Raw genomic sequence first — 13774 nt, 5'->3', positions numbered from 1 at the left:
AAACTTACGGCTTTTCCAGACCAGCCGGAGGCCAATTCTCGAGCTTCATGCCGAGAGTCAGGCCCTTCGAAGCGAGAACTTCTTTGATCTCGTTCAGCGACTTGCGACCGAGGTTCGGAGTCTTCAGAAGCTCGGTTTCAGTACGCTGGATCAGATCGCCGATGTAGTAAATGTTCTCTGCCTTCAGGCAGTTGGCCGAACGAACCGTCAGTTCAAGATCGTCTACCGGACGCAGCAAGATCGGATCGATCGGCGGCGCCTTTTCAACGACTTCTTCAACCGCTGTGCCTTGGAGGTCAGCAAAGATCGACAGCTGATCCATCAGAATACGTGCAGCATTACGCACGGCCTGTTCCGGTTCGATGACGCCATTGGTCTCGATATCGAGAACCAGGCGGTCGAGGTCGGTACGTTGCTCAACACGGGCGCTTTCCACTGCAAAGCTCACACGGCGAACCGGCGAGAAAGAAGCATCCAGTTGAATGGTACCGATGGAACGGTTTTCTTCATGCATGGACCGAACAGACACAGGCTGATAGCCACGGCCTTTTTCGACCTTGATCTCCATGTCGATTTTGCCACCAACGGAGAGATGAGCAATCACGTGTTCCGGATTGATCACTTCCACGTCATGCGGCAACTCGATATCGCCAGCCAAGACAGCGCCTTCGCCTTCCTTTTTCAGGGTCAGCACAACACTGTCACGACCATGCAGCTTAAGCACTACGCCCTTGAGGTTGAGGAGGATGTCTACGACATCCTCACGCACGCCATCAAGTGCGGAATACTCATGCAAAACGCCAGCGATAGTCACTTCGGTAGGAGCAAAGCCCGGCATCGACGACAGCAGAATGCGGCGCAGCGAGTTTCCCAGAGTGTGGGCATACCCACGCTCGAACGGCTCCATCGATACGCGTGCATGGGTCGCGGAGACCGGCTGCACGTCAATCAGACGAGGTTTCAAAAATTCCGAAGCGCTGTTTTGCATAGTCATTCCCTAAGAGCTAGCGATTACTTGGAGTAGAATTCCACAACGAGTTGTTCGTTGATATCGCTAGACAGTTCGGAACGTTCCGGAGCAGATTTGAAGACGCCTTCCATTTTCTTGGAGTCAACCGACACCCAAGTAGGGAAACCACCTTGCTCAGCCAGAGCCAGACCTTCTACGATACGGGCCTGTTTCTTGGCCTTTTCGCGGACAGACACAACGTCACCAGCTTTAACCTGGAACGACGGAATGTTAACTACCTGGCCGTTCACAACGATAGCCTTGTGGCTTACCAGCTGACGTGCTTCTGCACGAGTGGAGCCAAAGCCCATGCGATATACAACGTTGTCCAGACGCGCCTCGAGCAGCTTCAGCAGGTTTTCACCAGTGGAGCCTTTACGACGCACAGCTTCCGCAAAGTAGTTGCGGAACTGGCGCTCGAGTACGCCATAGATACGGCGGATTTTCTGCTTTTCACGCAGCTGGACACCGTAGTCAGACAGGCGGCTCTTGCGAGCGCCATGCTGGCCAGGAGGGGTGTCCAGTTTGCACTTGGAATCCAGTGCACGACGCGCGCTCTTCAGGAAAAGGTCGGTGCCTTCACGACGAGCGAGCTTACATTTCGGGCCGATATAACGTGCCATGTTCTCACACTCTCCGAATTAAATACGACGTTTTTTGGGCGGACGGCAACCGTTGTGCGGTACCGGCGTCACGTCGGAGATGCTGGTGATCTTGAAACCCAGCGCGTTGAGTGCGCGAACAGCGGATTCACGACCCGGACCCGGGCCCTTGATACGAACTTCGAGGTTCTTCACACCGTATTCTTGGGCAACTTTACCAGCGTGCTCTGCTGCTACCTGAGCAGCAAAGGGTGTACTTTTGCGCGAGCCCTTAAAACCAGCGCCGCCAGAGGTAGCCCAAGACAGTGCATTGCCTTGACGGTCGGTGATAGTGATGATGGTGTTGTTGAACGAAGCGTGCACGTGCACGATACCTTCGCTAACAGACTTGCGCACTTTTTTACGTACACGGACAGCTGTGTTTGCTTTAGCCATTTCTGTGTTCCTTTAGTTACTTCTTGCCGGCGATCGCCTTACGCGGTCCCTTGCGGGTACGAGCGTTAGTGCGAGTGCGCTGACCGCGACACGGCAGGCCACGACGATGGCGCAGACCGCGATAGCAGCCCATGTCCATCAGACGCTTGATGCTCATGGTGATTTCGCGACGCAGGTCACCTTCAACGGTGAACTTCGCCACTTCTTCACGCAGAGTTTCCATCTCAGCTTCCGTCAGATCCTTCACCTTGGTGGAGGGATTCACGCTGGCAGCAACACAAATCTGCTGGGCGCGAGTCTGACCGATGCCGAAAATTGCCTGCAGGCCGATAACGGCATGCGCATGATTGGGGATATTTACCCCTGCAATACGGGCCATACTCTTTCCTTAAGCCTTAAGACCTTGAAAAGTTTGCGATTGTAACACGCAAAGTCAGGTCTAACAAATGTTAGCCTTGCTTTTGCTTGTGACGCGGGTCCGTGCAGATCACGCGAACTACGCGATTGCGACGGATGATTTTGCAGTTACGGCAAATCTTCTTTACCGAAGGCTGTACTCGCATGTCAGTTCCTTTCGTTACTCTAAAAGAGCGAGTGCGTTATTTCGCACGGAACACGATACGGGCAGAGGTCGAATCGGATGGAATGAGTTCCACCGTAACCTTGTAAACAGCCAGGACACAGATGAAAACATCCGTGTCATTTCTGTTTACGCCCAATTACTACGTGTCCATTCTCAAGTTTGATCCTGCAGCAGCACCCAGGTACTACTGCCTGATCTCACCCTGCATCTGGATGGTGTCTTACCTAGCCATATAACCCAGCGAGAACACGTGTGTCAGCGGGTAAGGGCATTGCCTTTGAAGTTAGCCTTCTTCAGCAAGCTCTCATACTGATGCGACAGTACGTAGGACTGGACCTGAGCCATGAAATCCATGGTGACCACCACGATGATCAGCAGTGATGTACCACCGAAGTAGAACGGTACATTCCACTTCAAGATGAGGAATTCCGGCAACAGACAAACCAGCGTAATGTAGATCGCACCGATAAGTGTCAGCCGCAGAATGATCTTCTCGATGTAACGCGAAGTCTGCTCACCTGGACGGATACCTGGGATGAAAGCACCACTCTTCTTCAGGTTATCTGCCGTCTCTTTCGGATTGAAAACGAGAGCGGTGTAGAAGTAACAGAAGAAAATGATGGCCGTTGCATACAGCAGCACATAGATGGGCTGTCCGGGATGCAGCTTGTCAGCCACGCCCTTGAGCCAACCCAGGCTTTCATTGTTGCCCAGCCAGCCAAGAATGGTGGCAGGAAACAGGATGATGCTGGATGCAAAAATCGGCGGGATCACCCCTGCCATGTTGAGCTTGAGCGGCATATGCGTGCTCTGGCCCTGCATGACACGATTACCAACCTGACGCTTGGCATAGTTGACCAATACCTTGCGCTGACCGCGTTCTGCGAACACGACAACGTAGGTCATCAATGCAACACCGACAAACAGCACGATGGTAAACAGGATGGGCAGCGAGCCTTGACTGGTCAGCGTGAGCGTCTTGCCAATGGCAGCCGGAACACCTGATGCAATACCTGCACAGATGATCAGCGAGATACCGTTGCCGATACCGCGTTCGGTAATCTGCTCACCCAGCCACATGAGGAACATGGTGCCGGTAACCAGGGTTACCACGGTTGTCAGGTAGAACTCCCACTGGGCAGTCACCACCAGGTTAGGCTGCTTAAACAGCATTACCGCGATACTGAAACTCTGAAACGAGGCCAGCAATACGGTTGCATAGCGTGTGTACTGGGTTACCTTACGACGTCCCGCATCGCCTTCCTTCTTCAGCTGCTTCAAGCTAGGCAATACCTCGGAAGCCAGCTGAAGAATGATGGAAGCAGAGATGTACGGCATGATGCCCAGGGCAAATACCGTGAATCTCGAGAGGGCGCCGCCCGAGAACATGTTGAACATGTCGAGCAGGCCCGTCTGCGACGTGTGGAACAACTTCGCTAGTTCGGCAGGATTGATACCAGGCACCGGAATATGCGCGCCGATGCGGTAAACAATCAAAGCTCCGATCAAAAACATGATGCGGCGCTTCAAATCACCAAATTTATTGGCATTTCCCACTAGAGAAGGTTTCGACACGTAAGTGCGCCTTATTCAATACTGCCGCCGGCAGCTTCGATGGCAGCGCGAGCGCCGGCAGTCGCTGCAATACCACGCAGCTTGATAGCACGCTCGATCTTGCCGGACAGGATGACCTTGGCTACCAGAGCCTGTGCGTCTACCAGACCAGCTTGCTTGAGTGCCAACAGATCGATTTCGTCAACCGGCAGCAGATTCAGTTCGGACAGACGCACTTCAGCATTGAAGCGAGCAGTCAGCGACTTGAAGCCACGTTTCGGCAGACGACGTTGCAGCGGCATTTGACCGCCTTCAAAACCGACCTTGTGGAAACCACCTGCGCGGCTCTTCTGACCCTTATGGCCACGACCGGCAGTCTTACCCAGGCCGCTACCAATACCGCGACCTACACGACGCTTCGCATGCTTGGCGCCGTCACCCGGTTGAATGGTGTTCAGCAGCATCTCTTAGCCCTCGAATTTGAGCAAGTAGCTGATCTTGTTGATCATGCCACGGTTTTCAGGGGTATCGAGCACTTCCACAGTCTGGCGGATCTTTTTCAGACCCAGGCCACGGGCGCAAGCCTTGTGGGATTCCAGACGACCGATCAGGCTCTTTACCAGAGTTACCTTAACAGTGTTGGCGTTACTCATGATTAACCCCCAGGATCTCGTCTACGGTCAGACCGCGCTTGGCGGCAACCTGAGAGGCGGTGCTAATCTTGCTCAGGCCGTCCAGAGTTGCACGAACCACGTTGTACGGGTTGGTGGAACCATGAATCTTGGCCGAAACATTGTGAATACCCATTGCGTCAAAAATTGCACGCATCGGGCCACCGGCCTTAACGCCAGTACCTTCCTTAGCCGGCTGGATAAAGACGGTAGTAGCACCGTGCTTACCCGATACGGTGTGGTGCAGGGTACCGTTGCGCAGCGGGATTTTTACCAGATTGCGGCGGGCCTGTTCCATTGCCTTTTGTACGGCAACCGGAACTTCCTTGGAACGACCTTTGCCCATACCGATGCCGCCATCGCCATCACCAACGACGGTCAAGGCGGAGAAAGCCATGATACGGCCGCCCTTAACCACTTTGGTGACGCGGTTGACGCTGATCATCTTCTCGACCAGACCGTCGCCACGATCTTCCATTTCGTGCTTAGCCATTCTTCACTCCGAATTAGAATACGAGACCGTGTTCACGGGCTGCGTCTGCCACAGCCTTCATACGGCCATGGTATTTGAAACCGGAACGGTCAAATGCCACGGTCGAAATACCGGCTGCCTTGGCTTTTTCAGCGATGCGCTTACCGACTACGGCTGCAGCGGCCACATTGCCACCATTGGAAACATCAGCGCGTACTTCGGCTTCCAGAGTGGAAGCGCTTGCCAGTACCTTGCTGCCAGTTTCATCAATGATCTGGGCATAAATGTGGCTGTTGGTGCGGTAAACAGTGAGACGCACCATCTTGAGCTCCGCAATCCGAGCACGGGTTTTACGTGCACGGCGGAGTCGAGCTTGTTTCTTGTCCATGTCAGTGCCTCAGTTACTTCTTCTTGGTTTCTTTCAGAACCACAACCTCATCAGCGTAACGAACGCCCTTGCCCTTGTAGGGTTCCGGGGAACGGTATGCGCGGATTTCGGCAGCGATCTGGCCAACGAGTTGCTTGTCAGCACCCTTGATCAGGATCTCGGTCTGAGTCGGAGTCTCAGCCTTGATGCCAGCAGGCATCTGGTGAGCTACCGGGTGAGAGAAACCCAGAGACAGGTTCAGGATGTCGCCTTGAGCCTGGGCACGATAGCCCACGCCTACCAGCTGCAGCTTCTTTTCGAAGCCCTTGGAGACACCGATAACCATATTGTTCAGCAGAGCACGCAGGGTACCGGACATGGCACGTGCGAACTTGCTGTCGTTTTTAGCCGCGAAAGTCAGTTCGTTGTTGTCGAACTTGATTTCAACGTCATTGCACAGAGCGGCGCTCAGGGAGCCCAGGGCACCCTTTACGGTCACTTCTGCAGCACCGAATTTCACTTCGACGCCAGCCGGAATGGCTACGGGATTCTTAGCTACGCGAGACATTTGACCCCCTTATGCCACTACGCACAGCAGCTCACCGCCGATACCGGCAGCGCGTGCTTTGCGATCGGTCATGATGCCCTTGGAGGTAGACAGAATCGCTACGCCCAGACCATTCATCACCTTCGGGATTTCGGTGGAGCCCTTGTATACGCGCAGGCCAGGACGCGAAACGCGGTCAATGCGCTCGATCACCGGACGGCCAGCGTAGTACTTGAGCTGGATATCAAGAACAGGCTTCTTGGCTTCGCCGGCAACGGCGAAATCTTCAATGTAGCCTTCTTCTTTCAGCACCTGTGCCAGCGCAATTTTCAGCTTGGAAGACGGCATTGCAACAGCCACCTTGGAAGCCATTTGGCCGTTACGGATGCGGGTCAACATATCGGAAATAGGATCGTGCATGCTCATTTATGGTTCTCCTATTACCAGCTGGCCTTAACAACACCCGGAATTTCGCCCTTCATGGCGATTTCACGGAGTTTGTTACGACCCAGACCGAATTTACGGAACACGCCACGCGGACGACCGGTGATGGCACAGCGACGACGCTGGCGAACCGGGGAAGCATTGCGCGGCAGCTGCTGCAGTTGCAGGCGAGCGGCAAAGCGTTCTTCTTCCGAGAGGCTTTGATTGTTGATGGTAGCGATGAGGGCTTCGCGCTTAGCGGCAAATTTTTCAGCCACCTTAACGCGCTTTTCTTCACGCTTGATCAGTGCAAGTTTTGCCATGTGCTTAACCCTTGAACGGGAACTTGAACGCAGCCAGCAGAGCGCGGGCCTCTTCGTCAGTCTTCGCCGTAGTGGTAACAGTAATGTTCATACCACGCAGAGCATCGATCTTGTCGTACTCGATTTCCGGGAAGATGATCTGTTCCTTGACGCCCATGTTGTAGTTGCCGCGGCCGTCGAAAGACTTGGCGGAAACACCACGGAAGTCACGGACACGCGGCAACGCGATGGTCACCAGACGGTCCAGGAATTCGTACATGCGTTCACGGCGCAGGGTTACCTTGCAGCCGACCGGATAGTCATCGCGAATCTTGAAGCCAGCGATGGATTTGCGAGCGGTGGTGACAACCGGCTTCTGGCCGGCGATCTTTTCCATATCGCCCACGGCGAATTCCATTACCTTTTTATCGGCAACAGCTTCACCAACACCCATGTTGACGGTGATCTTCTCGATGCGCGGAACTTCCATGATCGACTTGTAGCCGAACTGTTTCATCAGTTCCGGCACTACGCTGTCTTTGTAGAAATCGTAGAAACGTGCCATGTTTGCTTTTCCTTACGCGCCGATAACTTCGCCGTTGGACTTGAACACGCGTACCTTGCGGCCGTCTTCAAGAGTCTTGAAGCCCACGCGGTCAGCCTTCTGGCTAGCCGGATTGAAAATAGCGACATTGGAAGCGTCAACAGGCATGATCTTTTCGACGATACCACCAGCAACACCACGTACCGGATTCGGCTTCTGGTGCTTCTTGGCGATGTTCACGCCTTCAACAACCAGCTTCTCTTCCAGAACACGCAGTACGGTGCCGCGTTTACCCTTGTCTTTACCGGTGATTACTACGACTTCATCACCTTTACGAATTTTGCGCATGCGACCTCCTTACAGCACTTCAGGAGCAAGCGACACGATCTTCATGAAACGCTCGGTACGCAGTTCACGCGTCACGGGTCCGAAGATACGAGTGCCAATCGGCTCAAGCTTGTTGTTGAGCAGAACGGCAGCGTTGCTATCAAACTTGATCAACGAGCCGTCCGGACGACGCACGCCCTTGGCGGTGCGTACTACTACTGCGTTGTACACGTCGCCTTTTTTGACGCGACCGCGCGGAGCAGCATCCTTGATGCTCACCTTGATGATGTCGCCAACGCTTGCATAGCGACGCTTGGAACCGCCCAATACCTTGATGCACATAACGTGACGCGCACCAGTATTGTCAGCGACCTCAAGCATGGTCTGCATTTGGATCATTTGATGATTACCTTTCTAATCCAACTTTATCCGTCACTTTCACCTGCCGGTTTCTCGCATAAGAGCAAGACCAAACAGACGAAACGCCACAGCAAGACTGTGGCGTGTCAAACGGCCAGTTTTGGACCCCGTAAGGGCGGAATTCCTATCCGACACGGATAAGAAGATGGCCATTATACAAGGGACTTTCGTCCCTTGCAAGTCTTATACCTGGCGAGATTTCTCGACCAGGGCAGTTACCACCCACGACTTGGTCTTCGAGAGGGGACGGGACTCGCTGATTACTACGATGTCACCGGCCTTGAACTCGTTGTTCTCGTCGTGTGCGTGGAACTTCTTGGAACGACGGATAATCTTGCCGTAGATCGGGTGCTTAACCTTGCGCTCGACCAGAACGGTTACAGTCTTATCCATCTTGTCGCTGACGACAGTGCCGGTCAGCGTACGTACAACTTTGGTTTCGCTCATCTTAAACTGCCTTTTCTTTCAGAACGGTACGTACACGAGCGATATCGCGACGTACTTTCTTCAGTTCAGAGGTCTTGGCGAGTTGCTGAGTAGCGTGCTGCATGCGCAGGGCAAACTGGGCCTTCAGGAGGCTCAGCAGTTCCACTTTCAGCTCGTCAACAGTTTTGGCTTTCAGTTCGGACGCTTTCATTACTGACCTACCTGTCTAGTTACAAACACAGTGGCGATCGGCAACTTGGCTGCGGCCAGACGGAAAGCTTCACGAGCGAGTTCCTCGTTAACACCGTCCATTTCGTACAGCATCTTGCCAGGCTGGATTTCGGCCACGTAGTATTCCGGAGAACCCTTACCCCCACCCATACGGACTTCAGCAGGCTTGGAAGTGATCGGCTTGTCCGGGAAAATACGGATCCAGATACGACCGCCACGCTTGATGTGACGAGTCATGGCACGACGGGCCGCTTCGATCTGACGTGCAGTCAGACGACCACGACCAACAGCCTTCAAACCGAAATCACCAAAGCTCACCTTGTTGCCACGGGTAGCGATACCAGTGTTGCGGCCTTTATGCTGTTTACGGTACTTGAGTCTAGTTGGCTGCAGCATTGCGTGGGCCCTTTCTCGTTTTCTTCTCGGTCGCAACCGGAGCCGGCGCTACTTGACCCGGCTTCAGCTCACCTTTGTAAACCCATACCTTGATGCCGATGATACCGTAGGTGGTCTTGGCTTCAGAGGTAGCGTAGTCAACATCGGCACGCAGGGTATGCAGCGGCACGCGGCCTTCGCGATACCATTCGCTACGAGCGATATCGATACCGTTCAGACGGCCGGAGGACATGATCTTGATGCCCTGGGCGCCCATGCGCATGGCGTTCTGCATGGAACGCTTCATGGCGCGACGGAACATCACACGCTTTTCCAGCTGCGAAGCGATACCGTCGGCGATGATTTGCGCGTCCAGTTCCGGCTTGCGAACTTCTTCGATATTCACGTGAACCGGCACGCCCAGACGAGCTTGCAGTTCGCGCTTCAGAACTTCGATGTCCTCACCTTTTTTACCGATCACCACACCCGGACGGGCGCTGTGAATGGTAATGCGTGCCGACTTGGCCGGACGCTCGATGGTGACACGACCAACAGCCGCATGACCCAGGCGCTTCTTCAGGTATTCGCGAACTTCCAGGTCTTGCATCAGCATTTCCGGGAAATTCTTCGAATTGGCGAACCACTTGGAAGACCAGTTTTTGTTAACGGCAAGACGGAATCCCGTCGGATGAATCTTCTGACCCATTTCTTACCCCTTAATTGCCAACGGTCAACGAGATGTGGCAGGTCTGCTTTTCGATGCGATTGCCACGACCCTTAGCACGGGCAGTGAAACGCTTCAGACTAGCGCCTTTGTCAACAAAGATGCTGGTGACACGCAGGGTGTCGATGTCAGCGCCTTCGTTGTGCTCGGCGTTAGCGATGGCAGATTCCAGCACTTTCTTCACAATAACCGCGCCCTTCTTCGGGGAGAAGGCCAGGATATTCAAAGCCTGACCAACGGATTGACCGCGGATCAGATCGGCCACCAGGCGGCACTTTTGTGCCGACAGGCGGACGCTTTTCAGATTTGCAGATACTCTCATCGCTTCACCTTATCTCTTCTTCGCCTTCTTATCGGCCGCGTGGCCTTTGAAGGTACGAGTCAGCGAGAATTCGCCCAGTTTATGACCGACCATGTTTTCGGAAACATAAACAGGCACATGGGTGCGACCGTTGTGAACCGCGATGGTCAAACCAATGAAGTCCGGCAGGACGGTCGAACGACGCGACCAGGTTTTGATCGGACGTTTGTCACTGGTTGCACGCGCCGCGTCGACCTTCTTCAGAAGGTGCAGATCAACGAACGGGCCTTTTTTCTGCGAACGTGCCATTGTCAATTACCCTTTAGTAGAATAGCGACGGCGTACGATCATATTGTCGGTACGCTTGTTGCGACGGGTACGGAAGCCCTTGGTCGGAGTGCCCCATGGGCTAACCGGCACACGGCCTTCACCAGTACGGCCTTCACCACCACCATGCGGGTGATCAACCGGGTTCATCGCCGTACCGCGAACGGTCGGACGAATACCACGCCAGCGACTGGCACCAGCCTTACCCAGCTTGCGCAGGGAATGCTCTTCGTTGCTCACTTCGCCAACAGTCGCACGGCAATCGACATGCACCAGGCGGATTTCGCCGGAACGCAGACGCAGCTGAGCGTAAACGCCTTCGCGAGCCAGCAGCATGGCGGAACCACCAGCGGAACGAACCATCTGGGCGCCCTTGCCAGGTTGCAGCTCAACGCAGTGGATAGTGGTACCCACCGGGATGTTACGGATCGGCAGAGTGTTACCAGCCTTGATCGGAGCCTCGGCACCGGACAGCAGAACAGCACCCGGCTTCACACCGCGCGGAGCGATGATGTAGCGGCGTTCGCCATCGGCGTAGCACAGGAGAGCAATGTGGGCAGTGCGGTTCGGATCGTATTCGATGCGTTCCACTTTTGCCGGGATGCCATCCTTGTTGCGACGGAAGTCGATCAGACGGTAATGTTTCTTGTGACCACCACCCATGTGACGGGTAGTGATACGGCCATTGTTGTTACGGCCAGCAGTGGAAGATTTTTTCTCTACCAGAGCGGCGTGCGGAGCGCCTTTATGCAGATCAGGGTGAACCACCTTGACAACTGCACGACGACCCGCGGAAGTCGGTTTTACTTTAACGATAGGCATGCTCTATCTCCTTACTCCGCAGCGGCCGGGGTGGCGGTCAGATCGATTTCCTGACCCTGAACCAGGCTAACGTAAGCCTTTTTCCAGTCTTTACGACGGCCAAAGGTACGGCCAAAGCGCTTGACTTTGCCCTTGACGTTAACGGTGGATACGCCTTCAACCTTTACGTTGAACAGCATTTCAACCGCAGCCTTGATCTCCGGCTTGGTAGCATCGGTAGCAACACGGAATACAACTTGCTGATGCTTCTCAGCAACCATGGTGCTCTTTTCGGAAACAACCGGGGCCAGAATTACTTGCAACAGACGTTCTTGATTCATGCCCACTGCTCCTCCAGATGCTGCACCGCCTCACGAGTGATGACGATCTTCTTGAAACGCAGCAGGCTGTACGGGTCAGCTTGTTGTGCTTCGATCACCAGCACGTTCGGCAGATTGCGCGAAGACAGATAGAGGTTTTCGTCCAGTTCACGGGTAATGAACAGAGCCTGCTCCAGACCCATGGACTTAACCACACCTACGAATTCCTTGGTTTTCGGCGATTCAACCGACAGCGAATCAACCACGACCAGACGTTCGTCGCGAACCAGCTGGGACAGAATGGCTGCCATACCAGCGCGGAACATCTTGCGGTTAACCTTCTGCGAGAAATTCTCGTCCGGGCTGTTCGGGAAAGCACGACCACCACCACGACGGTTCGGCGTGGAGGTCATACCAGCACGCGCATTACCAGTGCCCTTCTGCTTGAAAGGCTTCTTGGTGGAATGATGTACTTCGGCACGAGTCAGCTGGGCACGGTTACCGCTGCGTGCATTCGCCAGGAATGCAGTCACAACCTGGTGAACCAGGGCTTCGTTGTATTCGCGACCGAACAGAGTTTCGGATGCCTGCAGGCTGCCAGCAGCCTGACCTTGGCTATTGATTACTTTCAATTCCATCACGCACCTGCCTTCACGCTAGGACGAACGACTACGTCGCCGTTCTTGGCGCCAGGAACGGCACCCTTAACCAGAAGCAGCTGACGCTCGGCATCAACACGAACAACTTCCAGGCACTGAACAGTGCTCTTGACGTTGCCGTACTGACCAGCCATGCGCTTACCCGGGAAAATACGACCCGGATCCTGAGCCTGACCGATGGAACCCGGCGTGTTATGCGAACGCGAGTTACCATGGGAAGCACGGTTGGAAGAGAAGTTGTGACGCTTGATCACACCGGAGAAACCCTTACCCTTGGAGGTACCGGTTACATCAACCAGCTGGCCTACGGTGAAGATTTCAACGGACAGTGCATCACCCGGCTTCAGGGAGGAGAGGGCTTCTGCGGACAGAACGAATTCGTTCAGACCCAGACCTGCCTCAACGCCAGCCTTGGCAAAGTGACCGGCAGCCGCCTTATTAACGCGGTTTGCCTTACGGGTGCCGAAGGTTACTTGAACGGCGGAGTAGCCATCAACTTCAGCGGTTTTGATTTGCGTGACGCGATTAGCAGACATGTCCAGCACAGTTACCGGGACGGAAGCACCGTCTTCAGCAAAAATGCGGGTCATGCCGACTTTGCGACCGACAAGACCTAAACTCATGTTTATTTCCTTTTGCAGGCGCCGATTACGATTGACCGGCATACAAAAACAAAAGCGGACTCGCAAAATTGCGAGTCCGCTAATGTATCACAAGAAATTTAGCAATCGCAAGCACTTAGCTCACAATTACCAGGTTTCCAGCAATTACTGCAGCTTGATTTCCACATCCACACCGGCCGGCAGGTCGAGCTTCATCAGAGCATCAACAGTCTTGTCGGTCGGATCTACGATGTCCATCAGACGCAGGTGAGTACGGATTTCCAGCTGGTCGCGGGAAGTCTTGTTCACGTGCGGGGAACGCAGCACGTTGAAACGCTCGATTTTGGTCGGCAGCGGAACCGGGCCCTTCACAACTGCGCCGGTACGCTTGGCGGTTTCAACGATTTCCTGGGCGGAACGATCGATCAGGTTGTAATCGAAGGCCTTCAGGCGGATGCGGATTTTCTGGCTTTGCATATTATCTGCTCCGATTAGGCGATGATTTTGGCAACAACGCCGGCGCCAACAGTACGGCCGCCTTCACGGATGGCGAAACGCAGACCTTCTTCCATAGCGATCGGAGCGATCAGTTCTACGGTGATTTCCACGTTGTCACCCGGCATTACCATTTCCACGCCTTCAGACAGGCTTACTGCGCCAGTCACGTCGGTAGTACGGAAGTAGAACTGCGGACGGTAGTTAGCGAAGAACGGGGTGTGACGGCCGCCTTCGTCCTTGCTCAGCACGTATAC

General features: G+C 54.3%; 28 protein-coding genes. All 28 read right to left on the bottom strand.

Annotated elements, in window-relative coordinates; all coding sequences use genetic code 11:
- Nucleotides 1-4: 4 nt before the first annotated feature.
- Nucleotides 5-988: a DNA-directed RNA polymerase subunit alpha gene (locus DFR38_RS18355; RefSeq protein WP_059284782.1), complete on the bottom strand. Its 984-nt coding sequence runs from the start codon at nt 986-988 to the stop codon at nt 5-7.
- A gap of 23 nt (nt 989-1011) precedes the next feature.
- Nucleotides 1012-1632 (bottom strand): 30S ribosomal protein S4, encoded by a 621-nt coding sequence (gene rpsD / locus DFR38_RS18350; RefSeq protein WP_059284783.1) that lies wholly within the window; start codon nt 1630-1632, stop codon nt 1012-1014.
- Between the two features lie 18 nt (nt 1633-1650).
- A complete protein-coding gene (gene rpsK / locus DFR38_RS18345; RefSeq protein ID WP_008955659.1) occupies nt 1651-2046 on the bottom strand; it encodes a 30S ribosomal protein S11 in 396 nt (131 codons plus the stop codon).
- Between the two features lie 16 nt (nt 2047-2062).
- Nucleotides 2063-2425 (bottom strand): 30S ribosomal protein S13, encoded by a 363-nt coding sequence (gene rpsM, locus DFR38_RS18340; protein WP_059284784.1) that lies wholly within the window; start codon nt 2423-2425, stop codon nt 2063-2065.
- A 70-nt stretch (nt 2426-2495) separates the two neighbouring features.
- Nucleotides 2496-2609 (bottom strand): 50S ribosomal protein L36, encoded by a 114-nt coding sequence (rpmJ, locus tag DFR38_RS18335; protein ID WP_011137711.1) that lies wholly within the window; start codon nt 2607-2609, stop codon nt 2496-2498.
- A 275-nt stretch (nt 2610-2884) separates the two neighbouring features.
- Nucleotides 2885-4204, bottom strand: a complete 1320-nt coding sequence (gene secY / locus DFR38_RS18325; protein WP_059284785.1) for a preprotein translocase subunit SecY — start codon at nt 4202-4204, stop codon at nt 2885-2887.
- A gap of 11 nt (nt 4205-4215) precedes the next feature.
- Nucleotides 4216-4647 carry a 50S ribosomal protein L15 gene (rplO, locus tag DFR38_RS18320; protein WP_059284786.1) on the bottom strand — a complete coding sequence of 144 codons (432 nt, stop codon included), beginning with the start codon at nt 4645-4647 and terminating at the stop codon, nt 4216-4218.
- 3 nt (nt 4648-4650) lie between these two features.
- Nucleotides 4651-4836, bottom strand: coding sequence for a 50S ribosomal protein L30 (rpmD, locus tag DFR38_RS18315; protein WP_059284787.1), 186 nt, complete (start codon nt 4834-4836; stop codon nt 4651-4653).
- Nucleotides 4829-5347 (bottom strand): 30S ribosomal protein S5, encoded by a 519-nt coding sequence (rpsE, locus tag DFR38_RS18310; RefSeq protein WP_059284788.1) that lies wholly within the window; start codon nt 5345-5347, stop codon nt 4829-4831. The genes rpmD and rpsE overlap by 8 nt, the downstream gene beginning before the upstream one ends.
- Before the next feature lie 13 nt (nt 5348-5360).
- The gene (gene rplR, locus DFR38_RS18305) at nt 5361-5714 is read right to left on the bottom strand and encodes a 50S ribosomal protein L18 (protein WP_045846878.1); all 354 of its coding nucleotides are present in this window, start codon (nt 5712-5714) and stop codon (nt 5361-5363) included.
- Between the two features lie 13 nt (nt 5715-5727).
- The gene (gene rplF, locus DFR38_RS18300) at nt 5728-6261 is read right to left on the bottom strand and encodes a 50S ribosomal protein L6 (RefSeq protein ID WP_059287131.1); all 534 of its coding nucleotides are present in this window, start codon (nt 6259-6261) and stop codon (nt 5728-5730) included.
- A gap of 9 nt (nt 6262-6270) precedes the next feature.
- Nucleotides 6271-6666, bottom strand: a complete 396-nt coding sequence (gene rpsH, locus DFR38_RS18295) for a 30S ribosomal protein S8 (RefSeq protein ID WP_059287130.1) — start codon at nt 6664-6666, stop codon at nt 6271-6273.
- Between the two features lie 14 nt (nt 6667-6680).
- Entirely contained in the window at nt 6681-6986 is a 306-nt protein-coding gene (gene rpsN, locus DFR38_RS18290; protein ID WP_045846875.1) for a 30S ribosomal protein S14, read from the bottom strand.
- Nucleotides 6987-6990: 4 nt separating this feature from the next.
- Nucleotides 6991-7530 (bottom strand): 50S ribosomal protein L5, encoded by a 540-nt coding sequence (rplE, locus tag DFR38_RS18285; RefSeq protein ID WP_045846874.1) that lies wholly within the window; start codon nt 7528-7530, stop codon nt 6991-6993.
- A 12-nt stretch (nt 7531-7542) separates the two neighbouring features.
- Complete coding sequence (gene rplX / locus DFR38_RS18280) at nt 7543-7857, bottom strand: 50S ribosomal protein L24 (RefSeq protein WP_059287129.1); 315 nt, start codon at nt 7855-7857, stop codon at nt 7543-7545.
- Between the two features lie 9 nt (nt 7858-7866).
- Entirely contained in the window at nt 7867-8235 is a 369-nt protein-coding gene (rplN, locus tag DFR38_RS18275) for a 50S ribosomal protein L14 (protein ID WP_043579386.1), read from the bottom strand.
- Nucleotides 8236-8439: 204 nt separating this feature from the next.
- Nucleotides 8440-8703 (bottom strand): 30S ribosomal protein S17, encoded by a 264-nt coding sequence (gene rpsQ / locus DFR38_RS18270; RefSeq protein WP_045846872.1) that lies wholly within the window; start codon nt 8701-8703, stop codon nt 8440-8442.
- 1 nt (nt 8704) lies between these two features.
- Nucleotides 8705-8893 (bottom strand): 50S ribosomal protein L29, encoded by a 189-nt coding sequence (rpmC, locus tag DFR38_RS18265; RefSeq protein ID WP_021478360.1) that lies wholly within the window; start codon nt 8891-8893, stop codon nt 8705-8707.
- The gene (rplP, locus tag DFR38_RS18260; protein WP_045846871.1) at nt 8893-9309 is read right to left on the bottom strand and encodes a 50S ribosomal protein L16; all 417 of its coding nucleotides are present in this window, start codon (nt 9307-9309) and stop codon (nt 8893-8895) included. Before rplP ends, rpmC begins: the two co-directional genes overlap by 1 nt.
- On the bottom strand, nt 9293-9994 hold the full coding sequence (rpsC, locus tag DFR38_RS18255) for a 30S ribosomal protein S3 (protein WP_045846870.1): 702 nt from the start codon (nt 9992-9994) through the stop codon (nt 9293-9295). Before rpsC ends, rplP begins: the two co-directional genes overlap by 17 nt.
- A 10-nt stretch (nt 9995-10004) precedes the next feature.
- Nucleotides 10005-10334 carry a 50S ribosomal protein L22 gene (rplV, locus tag DFR38_RS18250; protein ID WP_045846869.1) on the bottom strand — a complete coding sequence of 110 codons (330 nt, stop codon included), beginning with the start codon at nt 10332-10334 and terminating at the stop codon, nt 10005-10007.
- Nucleotides 10335-10343: 9 nt separating this feature from the next.
- Complete coding sequence (gene rpsS, locus DFR38_RS18245) at nt 10344-10622, bottom strand: 30S ribosomal protein S19 (RefSeq protein ID WP_008955640.1); 279 nt, start codon at nt 10620-10622, stop codon at nt 10344-10346.
- A gap of 6 nt (nt 10623-10628) precedes the next feature.
- On the bottom strand, nt 10629-11462 hold the full coding sequence (rplB, locus tag DFR38_RS18240; protein WP_059287128.1) for a 50S ribosomal protein L2: 834 nt from the start codon (nt 11460-11462) through the stop codon (nt 10629-10631).
- Between the two features lie 11 nt (nt 11463-11473).
- Complete coding sequence (rplW, locus tag DFR38_RS18235) at nt 11474-11788, bottom strand: 50S ribosomal protein L23 (protein ID WP_197077176.1); 315 nt, start codon at nt 11786-11788, stop codon at nt 11474-11476.
- Nucleotides 11779-12399, bottom strand: coding sequence for a 50S ribosomal protein L4 (rplD, locus tag DFR38_RS18230; protein ID WP_059287127.1), 621 nt, complete (start codon nt 12397-12399; stop codon nt 11779-11781). The genes rplW and rplD overlap by 10 nt, the downstream gene beginning before the upstream one ends.
- A complete protein-coding gene (rplC, locus tag DFR38_RS18225; RefSeq protein ID WP_059287126.1) occupies nt 12399-13043 on the bottom strand; it encodes a 50S ribosomal protein L3 in 645 nt (214 codons plus the stop codon). The genes rplD and rplC overlap by 1 nt, the downstream gene beginning before the upstream one ends.
- Before the next feature lie 144 nt (nt 13044-13187).
- Nucleotides 13188-13499 (bottom strand): 30S ribosomal protein S10, encoded by a 312-nt coding sequence (rpsJ, locus tag DFR38_RS18220; RefSeq protein ID WP_017507377.1) that lies wholly within the window; start codon nt 13497-13499, stop codon nt 13188-13190.
- A 14-nt stretch (nt 13500-13513) separates the two neighbouring features.
- Nucleotides 13514-13774 (bottom strand): EF-Tu C-terminal domain-related protein (locus DFR38_RS18215; RefSeq protein ID WP_483396328.1); only part of this gene is annotated, 261 nt, incomplete at its 5' end.

It is taken from the genome of Aquitalea magnusonii (assembly GCF_003202035.1).
In the GTDB taxonomy this organism is placed as follows: domain Bacteria; phylum Pseudomonadota; class Gammaproteobacteria; order Burkholderiales; family Chromobacteriaceae; genus Aquitalea; species Aquitalea magnusonii.
Note: the sequence above shows the minus strand (reverse complement) of the source record. Positions and strands in the feature narration are given on the sequence as shown.

Bases quoted from the DNA above. Each gene is read 5' to 3' on its own strand.
- DFR38_RS18355 (WP_059284782.1), bottom strand. From the start codon at position 988: ATGCAAAACAGCGCTTCGGAATTTTTGAAACCTCGTCTGATTGACGTG.
- rpsD (WP_059284783.1), bottom strand. From the start codon at position 1,632: ATGGCACGTTATATCGGCCCGAAATGTAAGCTCGCTCGTCGTGAAGGC.
- rpsK (WP_008955659.1), bottom strand. From the start codon at position 2,046: ATGGCTAAAGCAAACACAGCTGTCCGTGTACGTAAAAAAGTGCGCAAG.
- rpsM (WP_059284784.1), bottom strand. From the start codon at position 2,425: ATGGCCCGTATTGCAGGGGTAAATATCCCCAATCATGCGCATGCCGTT.
- rpmJ (WP_011137711.1), bottom strand. From the start codon at position 2,609: ATGCGAGTACAGCCTTCGGTAAAGAAGATTTGCCGTAACTGCAAAATC.
- rplO (WP_059284786.1), bottom strand. From the start codon at position 4,647: ATGCTGCTGAACACCATTCAACCGGGTGACGGCGCCAAGCATGCGAAG.
- rpmD (WP_059284787.1), bottom strand. From the start codon at position 4,836: ATGAGTAACGCCAACACTGTTAAGGTAACTCTGGTAAAGAGCCTGATC.
- rpsE (WP_059284788.1), bottom strand. From the start codon at position 5,347: ATGGCTAAGCACGAAATGGAAGATCGTGGCGACGGTCTGGTCGAGAAG.
- rplR (WP_045846878.1), bottom strand. From the start codon at position 5,714: ATGGACAAGAAACAAGCTCGACTCCGCCGTGCACGTAAAACCCGTGCT.
- rplF (WP_059287131.1), bottom strand. From the start codon at position 6,261: ATGTCTCGCGTAGCTAAGAATCCCGTAGCCATTCCGGCTGGCGTCGAA.
- rpsH (WP_059287130.1), bottom strand. From the start codon at position 6,666: ATGAGCATGCACGATCCTATTTCCGATATGTTGACCCGCATCCGTAAC.
- rpsN (WP_045846875.1), bottom strand. From the start codon at position 6,986: ATGGCAAAACTTGCACTGATCAAGCGTGAAGAAAAGCGCGTTAAGGTG.
- rplE (WP_045846874.1), bottom strand. From the start codon at position 7,530: ATGGCACGTTTCTACGATTTCTACAAAGACAGCGTAGTGCCGGAACTG.
- rplX (WP_059287129.1), bottom strand. From the start codon at position 7,857: ATGCGCAAAATTCGTAAAGGTGATGAAGTCGTAGTAATCACCGGTAAA.
- rplN (WP_043579386.1), bottom strand. From the start codon at position 8,235: ATGATCCAAATGCAGACCATGCTTGAGGTCGCTGACAATACTGGTGCG.
- rpsQ (WP_045846872.1), bottom strand. From the start codon at position 8,703: ATGAGCGAAACCAAAGTTGTACGTACGCTGACCGGCACTGTCGTCAGC.
- rpmC (WP_021478360.1), bottom strand. From the start codon at position 8,893: ATGAAAGCGTCCGAACTGAAAGCCAAAACTGTTGACGAGCTGAAAGTG.
- rplP (WP_045846871.1), bottom strand. From the start codon at position 9,309: ATGCTGCAGCCAACTAGACTCAAGTACCGTAAACAGCATAAAGGCCGC.
- rpsC (WP_045846870.1), bottom strand. From the start codon at position 9,994: ATGGGTCAGAAGATTCATCCGACGGGATTCCGTCTTGCCGTTAACAAA.
- rplV (WP_045846869.1), bottom strand. From the start codon at position 10,334: ATGAGAGTATCTGCAAATCTGAAAAGCGTCCGCCTGTCGGCACAAAAG.
- rpsS (WP_008955640.1), bottom strand. From the start codon at position 10,622: ATGGCACGTTCGCAGAAAAAAGGCCCGTTCGTTGATCTGCACCTTCTG.
- rplB (WP_059287128.1), bottom strand. From the start codon at position 11,462: ATGCCTATCGTTAAAGTAAAACCGACTTCCGCGGGTCGTCGTGCAGTT.
- rplD (WP_059287127.1), bottom strand. From the start codon at position 12,399: ATGGAATTGAAAGTAATCAATAGCCAAGGTCAGGCTGCTGGCAGCCTG.
- rplC (WP_059287126.1), bottom strand. From the start codon at position 13,043: ATGAGTTTAGGTCTTGTCGGTCGCAAAGTCGGCATGACCCGCATTTTT.
- rpsJ (WP_017507377.1), bottom strand. From the start codon at position 13,499: ATGCAAAGCCAGAAAATCCGCATCCGCCTGAAGGCCTTCGATTACAAC.